Genomic DNA, 14,779 nt, shown 5'->3' on the forward strand with positions numbered 1-14,779 from the left:
TCAATTACAAGCGATCAAAGATCAATTAGATGCGTTGAAAGGTACAGCTCAAGGCTTGGTTGATGCATTACCTGCATCAGCAGCTAAAGATAGCTTAGATGCTCGTTTAGATGCTCTAGATACAGTTGTACCAGCAGTGAACGATACAGATAGCAATGGTATTGCTGATGATGTTGATGCTGCGATTGCAGCAGCAACACAAGCGGTTCAAACTGCAGAAGCTAAGCATGATGAATTGGTAGAGGCAATTGCAGCTGAAAATGGTGTAATCAGCCCAACAACTCAAGCTGAATTACAAGCGATCAAAGAAGAATTGAATGCGTTGAAAGGTACAGCACAAGGCTTGGTTGATGCATTACCTGCATCAGCAGCTAAAGATGATCTAGATGCTCGTTTAGATGCTCTGGATACAGCAGTACCGGCAGTGAACGATTTAGATAACAATGGTATTGTCGATGATCTTCAAGAAATAGTACTTCCAGCGGATAACTCAGTTAATTTCATTCCTGAAGTGATTAACCCGACTACTAAATTACCTTCAGCAGAACAACAACTTGAAGATAAAACTGCATTTGCGGTAGCAAGTGTTGGCTTGGGTGCAGTGCTCGAAGCTAATGTTTTAACAGAAGTTCTTCAAAATTCATTAACAGTAGATGTTGCTGATGGGACAGTTCGCAACTTAACATTGAAATCACAATCAGGTGGTGTTTCGATCGTCTCGATGTACGATCTTAAAATTTATCAATTTGATGAAGAAACTGGTCAATACAAAGAGTACATGACTGAGAAACAATGGTTGAAAGCTTATTTACTGGCTGGTGTTTCTGAAGAATTGAACGTGAGCCTTCCTGAAGGTAAATATATTGTATTCTTAACACCTTCTGTTGGGGTAACAGTATTAAGTGGTTATACATTGAAGGTATTGAATGACATTATTCTGGATTATAATGAAGTTGTGTCAGTCGATGGCGAAGCAACTGGTAATGTAATCACAGATGCAGATGCTGTTGATGGTCAGGATGTACTGCCAACTGGTACGATTGTAGAGTCAGTTATGGCTGGTTCTAATGCAGCAATTACGTTGAATAGTAATTCTGAAACCGCGATCGAAGGTAAATTTGGTACGTTATTTATTAATCAAGACGGAAGCTATCGTTACGAGATTAATGAAGACTTTAAAGGCCCATTCGGGCAAGTAGATGAGTTTACCTATTACGTTAAAACAGAACTAGGTAATACAGCTTCTGCGAAGCTCAATATATCGATTGATAATAAAGTTGTTGAGGTAAAACAATCAGAAATCAACGACACTGTTATCATCAATCCACTTCCTGAGATTAAAGATATCACTGGTGAAGTGCCTAAATTAACAAATGTCAAAGTTCTAGATGTAAGTTTGTTAGATCCAGTTATTAAAGCTGGTGCAGTTGATTTATCTTCGTTCATGAATTTCACAGTGAATGAAAATAATGTTCGTGAAATGACTTTCCAAGGCGATGGCGGCGGTGTAAGTTTAACTTCATACTCTTTATTTATTTATAAATTCAACGCTGATACCAATGAATATGTCCAAGTTCACAGCATAAATAACTGGTACACAGTAATTTTAGGTGGTAAATCTGATGAAGTTACACTTAAATTTACAGAGGGTGACTATTATGCAGTGACTGTTCCAACAGGACTTAATGTGCTTGGTGGATCTGGTCTATATGTAAATAAAGACACACTTTATGATTATTCGACTGTTAAAACAGACAATGATTTTGTCGGTCAAACCTCAGGTCAGATTGAATTATCTAATGGTTCAGAAATCATTATTGCTGGTAATACTCAACTTGTTGAAGAATCAGAACTTCAAGGTGTCTATGGTAAATTAATTCTCAATAAGGATGGAACTTACCAATACTTCGTAAATAAACCTAGTGAAGGCACAAGCTTACCATATGGTGAAATCGAGACATTTACTTATGTCATTAAAGATCAGAATGGAAATAGTTCACTAGAAACGTTAACGATTAAAATTGATTTAGCTGTTGCGCAAGATGATTTTGAAGAATCTGAAATTGTAATGCAAAATAAATCAGAAACTATTGTGAATGATACAATTTTAGATATTGGTCTGGCTCAACGCACTATCGATGCTAAATTTGCAATAGCTGAAAACTCAGTCAGTACAGTTGCAATTTCTTTTGAAAGTACTCTATCTCTAACTTCATCACGAAGTATTAGTTACACAGTGAAAAATGCAGATGGCACAGTAGTTAAGACTGGTGAGTTAAATGCTGTTACTGGAAAAGTATTACAGTTAAATGATCTTCCCGCTGGTGTATATACTGTACAAGCTAATCTTGTTAATCCTGGCCTTGCTTATTTCGAGGACTCTACAATCACGTTTAATACAACTTACTTGAATGAATTTACTCCAGTTGCTTTAGATCCAGTTATTGGAAACGTTTCCAATAATGATGAAGGTTTAAATTCTATTAGTTCTTATACTATTAATGGATTAACGACGTCGACTTATAGTGGTAATCCTAGTGTAACTGTCGAAGGTAAATTTGGTACTCTTGTTTTCAATAATGATGGTAGCTATACGTATACACCATCAGGAAAAGGATTTGGTAAAGAAGAATTTAGCTATACTGTTTCGACAGTTGGTGGAACGACTTCAACAGCTACTTTAAGCTTTGATGTAAACAAATCATTTACAAGTTCGAAATTTAATGACGCATTCACTGGAAGTGATATCGCGGATAAATTAATCTTCAACTTACTTGATGAAGCCGATGCAACGGGTGGAAATGGTTTTGATACGTGGTCAGATTTCGAAGCAGGTGTCGATGTAATTGATGTATCTCAACTATTTGTTGATGCTAATACTTCAACTACATTCTCAACAGATTCGACTGATCAAGTTGCGGATATCTTAAGTAAATATATCACTGTTAAAGATTCTGTAATTTCAATCGATCGCGATGGTGAAGGTACACAATTTGAACCTACTCAATTGTTGAATATTGGTCCTCAAAATGCAGATCTGACGTTGGAGCAGTTACTTCAAAACGGTCAAATCATTTATTAATTCTTTAAAAATACGCATACTACGGTATGCGTTTTATCAAAAAAGGCGAAACAATATTTCGCCTTTTTTATGTCAATTTAATCTTTTAATTCAGGAGGGAAACCATCTTCAGTCAAAACTTCAGCGATTTTTTCAAAGCTATATGTTGTACGAATATCTGCAATTTTGTTGGCAACATCTACATTGACGCTTGCATTAGGATCAAGTGACAATACAGATGCAGTGACACCTTTAGCACAACCCGAACAACTAATATTTTCAATAAATAATTTCATAATAACCTCTTGCGTTAGTTAACATCTATCACTGTCACGATTGAATATGTTCAATTTTATTCAGAATACTGCAGTTTGAAGTCGAATCATTAGAGCACATCTGACTCGCAGCCTTTAATTTTAAAATCATTGATTGCATCGAATGAATTTGTTCTGTCAAAAAGTGGATATGTTGATCTGTAATTTTTTTCACATCAGCACTTTTTCTGTCAGGATTTTTCCAAAGCTCAACTAAACTTTTGATTTGATCGATCGAAAAACCAAGATCTTTAGCATGTTTAATAAAACTTAAAGTCGAAAGGTCTTGCTCTGTGTAAACACGATAACCGCTAGCGCTTCTGATCGGAACAGAAATGAGATCGATTTTTTCGTAATATCGAATCATTTTAGCAGTTAAGCCTGAACGTCGTGCTAATTCGCCAATATTCATTATCTTTCCTTTGTTTAAGCGTCTAATTTAGTTTCAAAGTTTTGAGTCTTAAAGCATTCGCTAATACAAATATCGAAGAAAGTGCCATTCCGATCGCAGCTAAAACAGGTGAGAGCAGGATACCAGTCAATGGATAAAGGATACCTGCAGCAATCGGAATCAAACAAATATTGTATAGAAAAGCCCAGAACAGATTTTGATGAATATTTCTAATGGTCATTTCGCTTAATTTGATGGCTTTAGATAAGTTATTTAAATTTGATGACATTAAAATAAGGTCAGCCGTTTCAATGGCGACATCTGTACCTGAACCTATCGCAATACCGACTTGAGCTTGAGCAAGTGCTGGAGCATCATTAATCCCATCACCAACAAAAGCAACATTTCCATATCGCGTTTGAAGGGTCTCAACGATGTTTAACTTTTCATGTGGTTTGACCTGTGCATAAACTGCATTGATATTAAGTTGATTCGCCACATATTGCGCTGCATTTTGATGATCGCCAGTAATCAAAGCAATGTGCTTGTCGTTCTTTTTAAGTTGAGTCATTACCTCGTAGGTTTCAGGTCTTAATTGATCCGTGATTAAAATAATTGATGCAAGCTCACCATCGATGGAGACCGCGATGGGTGTTTGAGCTTCATCTAGTAATCTTTGATGGTGAGAGAGTGCATGAGAAAGCTTTGTATTTTCTCGAGTAATAAATTCTACAGATCCAATTTTAATATCCTGACCATTCAATTGTGCTTGAATGCCCAATCCTGAAATACTCTTAAACTCAGAAATTTCGATCATCTTTATATGATGATCGGATGCATATTGAACAATCGCTTTAGCAATTGGGTGCTCGGAATGATATTCAACGGATGCAACAGTTTGTAGAATCTGCTGAAGTGTAAATGGTGCGAAAATCTCGATATGACTAATCGCAGGTCGACCTATTGTTAGTGTTCCAGTTTTATCAAATGCAAATGTTGAAATATCTCGAAGTTTTTGAAGTGAAGTCGCATTTTTAAATAAAATTCCGTGTTCAGCAGCACGTCCCGTCGCAACCATTATTGACATCGGGGTTGCAAGACCCATCGCACAAGGGCATGCAATAATCAAAACAGAAACGGCGTTAATCAAAGCATAGCTCAGATTAGGTTCAGGTCCAATCACCAGCCACGCGATGAAAGTAATCATCGAAATCAAGAGGATAACTGGAACAAACCATAAGGTGACTTTATCGACTAAAGATTGTATGGGGAGCTTTTGTGTCTGAGCATTTTCAACCAACTGAATAATTGAAGATAAAATGCTACTTTCAGAAGAATGTTTGGTTTCAATGACAAGAAATCCATTTTGATTGAGGGTTCCACCAACAACTTCTGAACCCATCAATTTGTGGATTGGAAAAGATTCTCCACTGATCATTGACTCATCTACAAAGCCTTCACCTGAAATAACCACGCCATCTACAGGAATTTTTTCACCTGGCCGAACTTCAACCTGCATACCGATTGTAATTTTATCAATCGATATATCTTTAGTCTGGAGGTCAGATACTCTAACTCGCGCTGTTTTAGGTTGTAAGCCAATCAGATGTTGAATCGCTGCAGAAGTTCGACCTTTAGCTCGTGCTTCTAGATATTTGCCTAACAAAATAAATGTAATAATGAGTGTTGCAGGCTCGTAATAGACATGTACTGACTGTTGTGGCAATAAACTTGGAAAGAACGTAGCAACAATAGAATATAAATAGGCAGCTCCTGATCCTAAACTCACCAAAGAATTCATGTCAGGATGTAAATTTATCAGTGACTTGATACCTTGTGTGAAAAAATGCCGTCCAGGTATAAAAATAACTAAAGTCGCAAGAATAAATTGGAATAACCAACTCTGATTCTGACTGATGTAAGTACCTATAAAATGATGAAATGAAGGCAAGAGGTGCGAGCCCATTTCAATGATAAATATAGGTAAACTGAGTACAAGTGCGATAATAAAATGCTTGAGAATTTTTTTTGATTCAAGTTCGCGATTTGGAAGTGCTGTGATCGTTTGCTGTTCAAGTACAGCTTCAAACCCTGATCTTTCAATACGCTCAATAACTTGATCAACAGGAACTGGATAAAGTAGATCAATGCTTGCTATCTCAGTTGCCAAACTTACTTGTGCTGCTAATACACCTGGTATTTTTAGTAAAGAACGTTCAACTCGGCTCACACATGCAGCACAAGTCATGCCTAAAATTTTTAATTTTATTGTTGCCCATTTTTTAATTTTAAAACCTGTTTTATTTACGGCTTGAATGATTTGTTGATCTGTTACGTCTGTTGTTAACTCAATTTGAGCTATTTCAGCGGCGAGGTTCACACTGGCATCTTGAATACCATCGACTTTTTTTAATGAGTTTTCAACACGGCTTACACAAGCAGCACAGGTCATTCCTTCAATTTTGATTTGAATAGATTTAGTTGAAGTAGATGACATACTTAACTCCATATGCTGATTGAAATAAGGTCACGATCATTCTAAACCTTCCCATTGTGGTAAGGTCAATAAGATTTGTTTCTTGTTTCATCAATACTGATTGGAATCCAAATTAGGCGTATGTTCTTTACTCACTTAAATTAAAAACAATATTCCAAAAATCCATTTAAATTGAATAAATTTTCTTAAATAAAAAATCATCAAAACAAATCAGAATAAAAAATAACCAACAAAAAGAATTATCGATATGATCTAAAGCATTCAATTTAATTGATTAACAATCTTCAAAATTTCAGATATTTATAAAAAATGGGTAATGATATGAATGATAAATTAAGTTTTGGTTTATTCGCGATTTTATTGAGTACCATGGCATTAAGTTCTAATGCGCACAGCGCAGATTATAAATGGAAGATAAGAGGTGCGATTAGCAATATTGATCCCACATCTTCTCCAGGTAGTATTTTTAATCAAACAGCACCCGTCACAATAGATGATGCTTGGGGAGTCACTGGCACGATCTCTTATTTTTATACACCAAATATTGCATTTGATGTATTAGTCGGTTTGCCACCAGAGCATAAAATTAATGTTGCTGGTAATGAAGTTGCAAAAACAAAACATTTACCTCCAATTTTTAGTGTGCAATATCACTTCTTACCCAATGAAAAGTTACAACCTTATGTGGGTCTGGGCTTAAATTACACCTATTTTTTTAATGACCGATTATATAGTGGTGATAAGTTCGATCTCTCAGATTCTTTTGGTTGGGCTGGTCAAATAGGCGTAGATTACCAATTTAACCCTCAATGGAGTGTTGGTGCTGATATCCGATATGCGGATATCAAAACTGATGTAAAAGTAAATGGAGAAAAGGTAGGAAGTGTGGACGTAGATCCAACGGTGTATAGTTTAAATATCGGATATAGATTCTAAATATTAGGGTTTAAAAAAAGGAGTCAATGATAAGACTCCTTTTTTATAAATATCAACAACAACCTTCCATTAGCCATTGATGATCCCAGTAACACCAGTCACGATCATATCAATGGCAATCGTACCGATAAGCAATGCAGCAACACGACCCACGATATCTACATATAAGTCGATATAATTAGAATATTTATGCTGTAAATTATCATGCAAATATTTCATTAATATCAAAAGACTACAGGTTAAGAATAAGGTCATAAAGATGACTGTGATCGTCTGCCATAAACTTAATTGAATGCCAGTGATTACAGATGCAGAGATTGTTCCTGGACCGATCATAAAAGGCATGGCGATCGTACCAGCCAAATGGTTTGGTGCTCCACGCATGACCCCAATCGTATCAGCACCTTCAAATACATAACGATAACCAATCACCAAGAAAATGATTCCACCAAAAATTTGGAAAGATTCAAATCGTGCATGAAGTACATCATTAAAAAAAGCTTCACCTGTTTTAGCAAAAATGACAAAAACCACAAAGCTAATCAAACTACCTTGGATCAGGGCCATATTAAAAACTTTTGCATCTGAATTTCGAATAATCCCAAGCATATAAATGCTCATTAAAAAGGGATTAAGCAACGAAAAAAATAGAGCAAAGGCGTTTAGACTTTCTGACATGGTCATTTTCCTTGTTTAGATGAGCTACTACTAACTAAATGTCACGATCCGGAAATTGTGGACGTTTACCTGGGCTGATTCGGTTAATATGAAGGTACATCATATGACGTTCATATTTGTCCAAAATGTCGTTAATCACTTGTTCTTTGTTGTATCCGACCAAATCATTACCTTGCGAACCTTCAAACAAGTAACTTTCTAAACGATAGTAATAACGCTTTGTTCGTTTAGCACGGGTACTAAAGTTAGGGGTGTCATAACGAACGGGCCAAATCTCATATACGAAATTTTCTTCTTCATTCAAGTGAATAATGAGGTCCAAATGATAAAGCTCAGCATTATCTTCAAGAGGCTTAGTATTCACATCGACTTTGACACCTTTGGATAAAAGTTCCTGTGCCACGGCATCCATTGCAGGTTTACACACGTCATCTAACATTTTTAATGTTTGTTCATGGCTTGGGTGCAGCATTACGCGACTGAGTCGCTTTTTCCAATTGAGAATATCCACATTGCCCACGACTGGCGCAGCATTTAAGCTAGTACTGGCTTGTCTGAAATCTTCCAATCTCAAGGATTTGTACAAACCCGCCATCACAAAGAATATGACAAAGCTAAAAGGCAGACCCATGATGATGGTTGTGTTCTGTAAGGCAGTAATACCATTTGCCATCAGCATCGCTAAGGTTAATAAACCAATGGCTATAGCCCAAAATACGCTAAGCCATCTTGGAGAGTCATGCTCGATATTGGTGAATTTTGTCGTGAAATTACCCAAAACAAGAGCGCCTGAGTCTGCAGAAGTAACGTAAAATAATAATCCTGTAATTGTTGCTATACCTGCTAAGAACGTAAAACCAGGATATTGTGCAAGTAGGTCATAGAAACCATGCGCTGGATTTTCTAAAACGGTAGTTGCGAGTTGCGCATTGCCATCAAAAATTACATTGTGAAGCGCACTATTTCCAAAGATGGATAGCCAAGTCAGTGTAAATAGTAGCGGAATAATCAACGTACCAAATACAAATTCACGAATGGTACGACCACGAGAAATTCGTGCTAAAAACAGACCGACAAATGGCGACCATGCAATCCACCAAGCCCAAAAGAAAAGCGTCCAACTGTTCATCCATTCTTTAGGTTGTTCGAATGGAAAACTCATTAAACTCAATTTTGGGAATTGACTGAGGTAATCACCTAAATTTTGGATTAAGCCTGCGAGTAAGAATTCTGTATTACCAATCAAAAGAATAAAGAGGAGTAATCCAATCGAGACATAGATATTGATTTCGGAAAGTACGCGAATCCCTTTATTCACACCTGCCGTTACTGAAATTACAGTAATGACTACCGCGATCCCGATTAGACCAGCTTGAATCCACAAATTTTCAGGTAGATCGAAGAGAACATGAAGACCATAATTGAGTTGTACGACACCAATACCACAGGTAGTCGCGATACCAAAAATCGTACCTAAGACGGCAGCTGTATCTACAGTGTGACCTATAGGGCCGTTAATTTTTTTCCCAAAAATAGGGTAGAGAGCTGAACGGATCGTAAGCGGAAGGTTATAACGATAACTGAAGTAACCTAAGGCTACACCAACTAATGCATACATACTCCAACCAGTTAAACCATAATGAAACAAAGTCCATACCATGGACTGACGTGCTGCTTCAAAGGTTTGTCCTTCACCCACAGGTGGGTTCATGTAATGCGATAAAGGTTCAGCCACGGAAAAGAACATGAGATCAATACCAATACCCGCAGAAAAGAGCATTGCAGACCAACTCAGTAAACTAAATTCAGGCTTAGAGTGTTTAGGTCCTAATTTAATTTCACCATATCGAGAGCATGCGATAAATACAATAAAGACAAAATAGAGTGTCGCAGCAAGCAGGTAATACCAACTGAACGTTCTGCTTACCCAATCGAGGGTTTGTGTAATGACGTTATTAGCAGCTTCATTAAACAAAATTGTGGTGATCGAAAACAAAAGTATCAATGATGCTGATACATAGAACACGACCTTATTCAAACTATCCTGCGTTTGATCATTTTTGTTATGCATAAATCAGTGACCATTCAATGAGTAATGAAATGATCTACAGCGCAGTTCGATTTATATCCTGATAGAAGCTTGCTTGATCCACAATTACAAACTTTTGCAAATACAAAACAAACTGAGCTGTACATCATGGAAGTAATAGCACTATAATTTTTATTGATTGAACGTTCAATTAAAAAAACGTTTACTAATGTTACAGCGTTCTTATTGATAAACGCTGATTATAATCTCCTGTAGGTTTAGGTCATCTTATGCCAAAAGTTGGTATGCAACCCATTCGTCGTCAACAATTGATTGATGCCACTCTCTCCACTGTGAATGAGCTCGGTTTTGCTGATGCATCCATTCAACAGATCGCGCAAAGAGCAGGTGTCTCCACGGGCATTATTAGTCATTATTTTGGTGGCAAGAATGGATTGATTGAGGCAACCATGCGCTATTTACTACAGCAACTTGGAGAAAGTGTAAGGGATCTAAAATCAGAGGTTGGGCATTCTCCAGAAGATCGTTTAATGGCGATTGTTAAAGCGAATTTTGCAACTCCTCAGACCAATCAAGCCGCGATGAAAGTATGGCTCGCGTTTTGGGCTATTAGTTTGCATCAACCCGATCTACAACGATTACAGCAAGTGAATCACTGTCGGCTACATTCAAATTTAAAACATGAGTTTTTAAAACGTTTAAGCCCCATAAAAGCTGAACAAGCAGCCCAAGGGTTGGCTGCATTAATTGATGGGTTCTGGTTAAGGGGCGCATTAACAAGAAGTGAGATTGAAACCGATCTTTCTATCCGTCTTTGCCATGCCTTTATCCAGCAGCAACTTACACAATAATTTTTAATATTTACTATATCTGAGGCTAATCGTATGAATAAATTCCCGTTACAACGTCCTTATATTCATGGACAATTCGTCGATGCTCAATCAGGTCAAACTTTTGATTCGATTAATCCAGCCACGGGTCAAGTTCTTGCGACCATTCAAGCATGTTCTCAACAGGATGTGGATCAAGCCATTCTATCTGCCCAACAAGGACAGAAAATTTGGGCAGAAATGACTTTTATGCAGCGTTCAAGAATTTTAAATAAAGCTGTAGCTATTTTACGTGAAAGAAATGATGAACTTGCCACCATTGAGTCCTTAGATAGTGGGAAAGCCTATAGTGAAACATCGACTGTAGATATTGTGACAGGTGCTGATGTACTCGAATACTACGCTGGAATTTTACCTGTACTCGAGGGTCAACAGATTCCTTTAAGAACAGATTCATTTGTCTATACACGACGTGAACCTTTGGGAATTGTAGCTGGTATAGGAGCATGGAATTATCCAATTCAAATTGCCTTATGGAAGTCAGCACCTGCTTTGGCGGCGGGGAATGCAATGATTTTCAAAGCCAGCGAGATTACCCCATTAACAGCCTTTAAATTGGCAGAAATTTATACCGAAGCTGGAGTGCCAGATGGGGTATTCAATGTTGTAACAGGGGGCGGTGATATTGGTGCCTATTTAAGCCAGCATGTAGATATTGCGAAAATTTCATTTACTGGTGGTGTGAGCACTGGAAAAAAAGTGATGGCTCAAGCTGCTGAATCCAGTCTTAAAGAAGTCACGATGGAGTTGGGTGGGAAGTCACCATTAATTATTTGTGAAGATGCAGATTTAGACTTAGCTGCAGATATTGCAATGATGGCAAATTTCTATAGTTCTGGACAGGTTTGTACGAATGGGACACGAGTATTTATTCCAGAATCATTACAGCCAAAATTTGAAGAAAAGCTATTAGAACGTATTTCTTATATCCGCTTAGGTAATCCGCTTGATCCAGAAACAAATTTTGGACCAGTATCTAGCTTTGCGCATATGAATAAAATTTTGGCATTCATCGATTCTGCTAAAAGGGAGGGAGCACGTTTAGTGTGTGGTGGTTCTAGAGCAACAGATGATCATTTAAAAAAAGGTGCTTTTGTACTGCCTACAATCTTCAGTGATTGTCGAGATGAGATGACCATTGTTCAAGAGGAAATCTTCGGTCCTGTGATGAGTATTTTGACATATACATCAGAAGAAGAAGTGATTCGTCGCGCTAATAATACTTCTTATGGATTGGCTGCTGGCGTGGTTACCCCTGATATTGTCAAAGCACATCGAATCATCCACCAAATTGAAGCAGGTATATGTTGGATCAATACGTGGGGTGAATCGCCAGCTGAAATGCCAGTCGGTGGCTATAAGCATTCTGGTGTAGGAAGAGAGAATGGTTTAACGACTTTACAACACTACACGCAAATCAAATCGGTACAAGTGGAATTAAGTCCATTTCAATCTGTATTTAAAGCCTAAGGAGAACACTATGACATATGATTACATTATCATAGGTGCAGGTTCTGCTGGGAATGTACTTGCAGCGAGACTCACCGAAGATCCAGATATTAAAGTTCTGCTCCTTGAAGCGGGTGGCCCTGACTACCGTTTAGATTTTAGAACTCAAATGCCTGCTGCTTTGGCTTATCCTTTACAAGGTCGACGTTATAATTGGGCATATTTGACCGATCCAGAACCCCATATGAATAACCGCCGTATGGAATGTGGACGTGGTAAAGGTTTAGGTGGTTCATCATTAATTAACGGTATGTGTTATATCCGTGGGAATGCCATGGATTTAGAGCAATGGTCTCAAATGAAAGGACTCAGTCATTGGCGCTATGCTGAATGTTTACCTTACTATAAAAAAGCAGAGTCTAGAGATATTGGTGCAAATGAATATCACGGTGATCAAGGCCCAGTAAGTGTTGCTACGCCAAAGTCAGACAATAATGAGTTATTTCATGCAATGGTTGAAGCGGGTGTGCAAGCTGGATATCCACGTACGGATGATTTAAATGGATACCAACAAGAAGGCTTTGGTCCAATGGATCGTACGGTGACACCTCAAGGCAGACGTTCCAGTACCGCTCGTGGCTATTTAGATATGGCTAAAGGTCGTCAGAATTTAACGATTATTACGCATGCCACAACCAATCGAATCTTATTTGAAAAAAAACAAGCTATCGGTGTTGAATACATTCTTGGTCAAGATGTAACTAATTTACACAAGGTCTATGCTGAGCGAGAAGTATTGCTGTGCGCAGGTGCTATTGCATCGCCTCAAATTTTACAGCGCTCTGGGGTAGGAGCTAAGTCATTATTAGAGTCACTGGATGTAAAGGTTGTGCAAGATTTACCGGGAGTGGGTGAAAATCTGCAAGATCATTTAGAAATGTATCTTCAATACCAATGTAAGAAGCCCGTCAGTCTTTACCCTGCATTAAAATGGTATAACCAACCTAAAATTGGCGCTGAATGGCTGTTTTTGGGTAAAGGAATTGGTGCAAGCAATCAGTTTGAAGCAGGTGGATTCATTCGCTCTAGTGATGAGTTTGAGTGGCCGAATCTCCAGTATCACTTTTTACCAATTGCAATTAACTACAATGGTACCAATGCAATCAATGAACATGGTTTTCAAGCACATGTTGGATCTATGCGATCGCCGTCAAGAGGAAGAATTCGCTTAACCTCGAAAAATCCTTTTGATCATCCGAGCATTTTATTTAACTACATGAGCACTGAACAAGATTGGCGCGAATTCCGTGATGCAGTGAGAATTACACGAGAAATTATGCATCAGCCTGCATTAGATCAGTATCGAGGTAGAGAAATTAGTCCAGGTTCAGCATTAAAAACAGATCAGCAAATTGATGAATTTGTAAAAAATCATGCAGAAACAGCGTATCATCCTTCGTGTAGCTGTAAAATGGGTGAAGATGATTTAGCTGTTGTAGATGGTTACGGTCGTGTCCATGAAATAGATGGGTTGCGAGTGGTCGATGCTTCTATCATGCCGCTGATTATTACTGGTAATCTCAATGCAACGACGATCATGATGGCCGAGAAGATTGCTGATCACATTCGTAATCGACCTGCTTTAACCCCTTCAGATGCACCATTTTATCGTGCAGAAACTTCACCCTTATTTTCTTAATTATAAATTTTATGATGATTAAAACGACTCAAGCAGTGCTGTTGAGCACTGCTAGCTTTATTATTTTACCCAGTTATGCAAACTCTACGAATCAAGAAACAAATTCACCAATTCAATTTGATGGATATGTCACATTAACCTCCAAATACATTTCACGTGGTTTAACAAATGCACCAGAAAATGATGACCTCGCAATTCAAACAGGTCTAAACCTCAGTTATAACAACTTCTATGTCGGGTATTGGGGGTCTACATTAGGCTACTCTTATGCTGAACTTCAAGGTGATAAGCGCCGTAAAACTGATAAATTAGAGCACGACTTTATTGTCGGCTATAGTTTTGATACTGGTAGGACAAATTGGAATATTTGGAATGCCACTTATTTCTATCCGAACACGTCAAATACAACTTCCAATGAAATGGGGGTAACTGCCACACACCAATTCAATGATAAAAACTCTTTATCAACCAGTTTATCTGCATATACATATGATGTCGTGTATGCAAACCAAGGGGATACTTATCTAAACGTAATATATACCCACCAACTCAATGATAAATTATCTGCTACAGCAAGTGCTGCAGCGAGCTATTTTAATGATAATGGGAAATATGAAGGTCTAGAGCTCGGTGATACAAAACGAGAATTTGCTTATCGCTTCTCATCTATCGGGCTAGATTATGCCTTGACACCAGAACTCGGATTGATTGGACAATATATTTTTGGTGGTAAGAACCGCTATAACGAAAAACAGAAAAATTTAGGTGTAGTGGCTTTCACCTATAGTTTCTAATTTAAGAAAATCTTCAAATG

Annotated in this window: 11 protein-coding genes; 6 read left to right on the forward strand and 5 right to left on the reverse strand. The window is 37.8% G+C overall.

Going from position 1 to position 14,779, the window contains the following annotated elements; genetic code table 11:
- Positions 1–3,082, forward strand: a 3,082-nt coding sequence (locus tag AC1M86_RS04265) for a BapA/Bap/LapF family large adhesin (protein WP_481607320.1), incomplete at its 5' end; no start/stop codon positions are given.
- Between the two features lie 77 nt (positions 3,083–3,159).
- On the opposite strand, the gene AC1M86_RS04270 is transcribed toward AC1M86_RS04265, so the two are convergent.
- Genes AC1M86_RS04270 through AC1M86_RS04280 form a run of 3 tightly spaced genes read right to left on the reverse strand, consistent with a single transcriptional unit; the run spans position 3,160 to position 6,275 of the window.
- Positions 3,160–3,357, reverse strand: a complete 198-nt coding sequence (locus AC1M86_RS04270) for a heavy-metal-associated domain-containing protein (protein WP_035268662.1) — start codon at positions 3,355–3,357, stop codon at positions 3,160–3,162.
- Positions 3,358–3,391: 34 nt separating this feature from the next.
- A complete protein-coding gene (cueR, locus tag AC1M86_RS04275; protein WP_035268660.1) occupies positions 3,392–3,787 on the reverse strand; it encodes a Cu(I)-responsive transcriptional regulator in 396 nt (131 codons plus the stop codon).
- A 22-nt stretch (positions 3,788–3,809) separates the two neighbouring features.
- On the reverse strand, positions 3,810–6,275 hold the full coding sequence (locus AC1M86_RS04280; protein ID WP_481607321.1) for a heavy metal translocating P-type ATPase: 2,466 nt from the start codon (positions 6,273–6,275) through the stop codon (positions 3,810–3,812).
- 309 nt (positions 6,276–6,584) lie between these two features.
- On the opposite strand from AC1M86_RS04280, the gene AC1M86_RS04285 reads away from it, so the two are divergent.
- Positions 6,585–7,199, forward strand: a complete 615-nt coding sequence (locus AC1M86_RS04285) for an OmpW/AlkL family protein (protein ID WP_481607322.1) — start codon at positions 6,585–6,587, stop codon at positions 7,197–7,199.
- Between the two features lie 69 nt (positions 7,200–7,268).
- Here AC1M86_RS04285 and AC1M86_RS04290 read toward each other — a convergent pair whose 3' ends face one another.
- On the reverse strand, positions 7,269–7,877 hold the full coding sequence (locus AC1M86_RS04290; protein WP_035268656.1) for a MarC family protein: 609 nt from the start codon (positions 7,875–7,877) through the stop codon (positions 7,269–7,271).
- A gap of 34 nt (positions 7,878–7,911) precedes the next feature.
- Entirely contained in the window at positions 7,912–9,948 is a 2,037-nt protein-coding gene (locus AC1M86_RS04295) for a choline transporter (protein WP_035268654.1), read from the reverse strand.
- Between the two features lie 248 nt (positions 9,949–10,196).
- Between AC1M86_RS04295 and betI the strand changes: the two genes are divergently transcribed.
- The 4 genes from betI to AC1M86_RS04315 are packed head-to-tail and all read left to right on the forward strand — an operon-like array spanning position 10,197 to position 14,759.
- Positions 10,197–10,778 carry a transcriptional regulator BetI gene (gene betI, locus AC1M86_RS04300; RefSeq protein WP_481607323.1) on the forward strand — a complete coding sequence of 194 codons (582 nt, stop codon included), beginning with the start codon at positions 10,197–10,199 and terminating at the stop codon, positions 10,776–10,778.
- Between the two features lie 33 nt (positions 10,779–10,811).
- Positions 10,812–12,287 carry a betaine-aldehyde dehydrogenase gene (gene betB, locus AC1M86_RS04305; RefSeq protein WP_481607324.1) on the forward strand — a complete coding sequence of 492 codons (1,476 nt, stop codon included), beginning with the start codon at positions 10,812–10,814 and terminating at the stop codon, positions 12,285–12,287.
- Between the two features lie 10 nt (positions 12,288–12,297).
- On the forward strand, positions 12,298–13,965 hold the full coding sequence (betA, locus tag AC1M86_RS04310) for a choline dehydrogenase (protein WP_481592578.1): 1,668 nt from the start codon (positions 12,298–12,300) through the stop codon (positions 13,963–13,965).
- Between the two features lie 14 nt (positions 13,966–13,979).
- A complete protein-coding gene (locus tag AC1M86_RS04315) occupies positions 13,980–14,759 on the forward strand; it encodes a TorF family putative porin (protein WP_481607505.1) in 780 nt (259 codons plus the stop codon).
- Positions 14,760–14,779: the final 20 nt, after the last annotated feature.

The organism is Acinetobacter sp. ANC_7654 (assembly GCF_056779855.1).

Excerpts from the sequence above, each read along its gene's own strand:
- AC1M86_RS04270 (WP_035268662.1), bottom strand. The coding sequence starts at position 3,357 with ATGAAATTATTTATTGAAAATATTAGTTGTTCGGGTTGTGCTAAAGGT.
- cueR (WP_035268660.1), bottom strand. The coding sequence starts at position 3,787 with ATGAATATTGGCGAATTAGCACGACGTTCAGGCTTAACTGCTAAAATG.
- AC1M86_RS04280 (WP_481607321.1), bottom strand. The coding sequence starts at position 6,275 with ATGGAGTTAAGTATGTCATCTACTTCAACTAAATCTATTCAAATCAAA.
- AC1M86_RS04285 (WP_481607322.1), top strand. The coding sequence starts at position 6,585 with ATGAATGATAAATTAAGTTTTGGTTTATTCGCGATTTTATTGAGTACC.
- AC1M86_RS04290 (WP_035268656.1), bottom strand. The coding sequence starts at position 7,877 with ATGTCAGAAAGTCTAAACGCCTTTGCTCTATTTTTTTCGTTGCTTAAT.
- AC1M86_RS04295 (WP_035268654.1), bottom strand. The coding sequence starts at position 9,948 with ATGCATAACAAAAATGATCAAACGCAGGATAGTTTGAATAAGGTCGTG.
- betI (WP_481607323.1), top strand. The coding sequence starts at position 10,197 with ATGCCAAAAGTTGGTATGCAACCCATTCGTCGTCAACAATTGATTGAT.
- betB (WP_481607324.1), top strand. The coding sequence starts at position 10,812 with ATGAATAAATTCCCGTTACAACGTCCTTATATTCATGGACAATTCGTC.
- betA (WP_481592578.1), top strand. The coding sequence starts at position 12,298 with ATGACATATGATTACATTATCATAGGTGCAGGTTCTGCTGGGAATGTA.
- AC1M86_RS04315 (WP_481607505.1), top strand. The coding sequence starts at position 13,980 with ATGATTAAAACGACTCAAGCAGTGCTGTTGAGCACTGCTAGCTTTATT.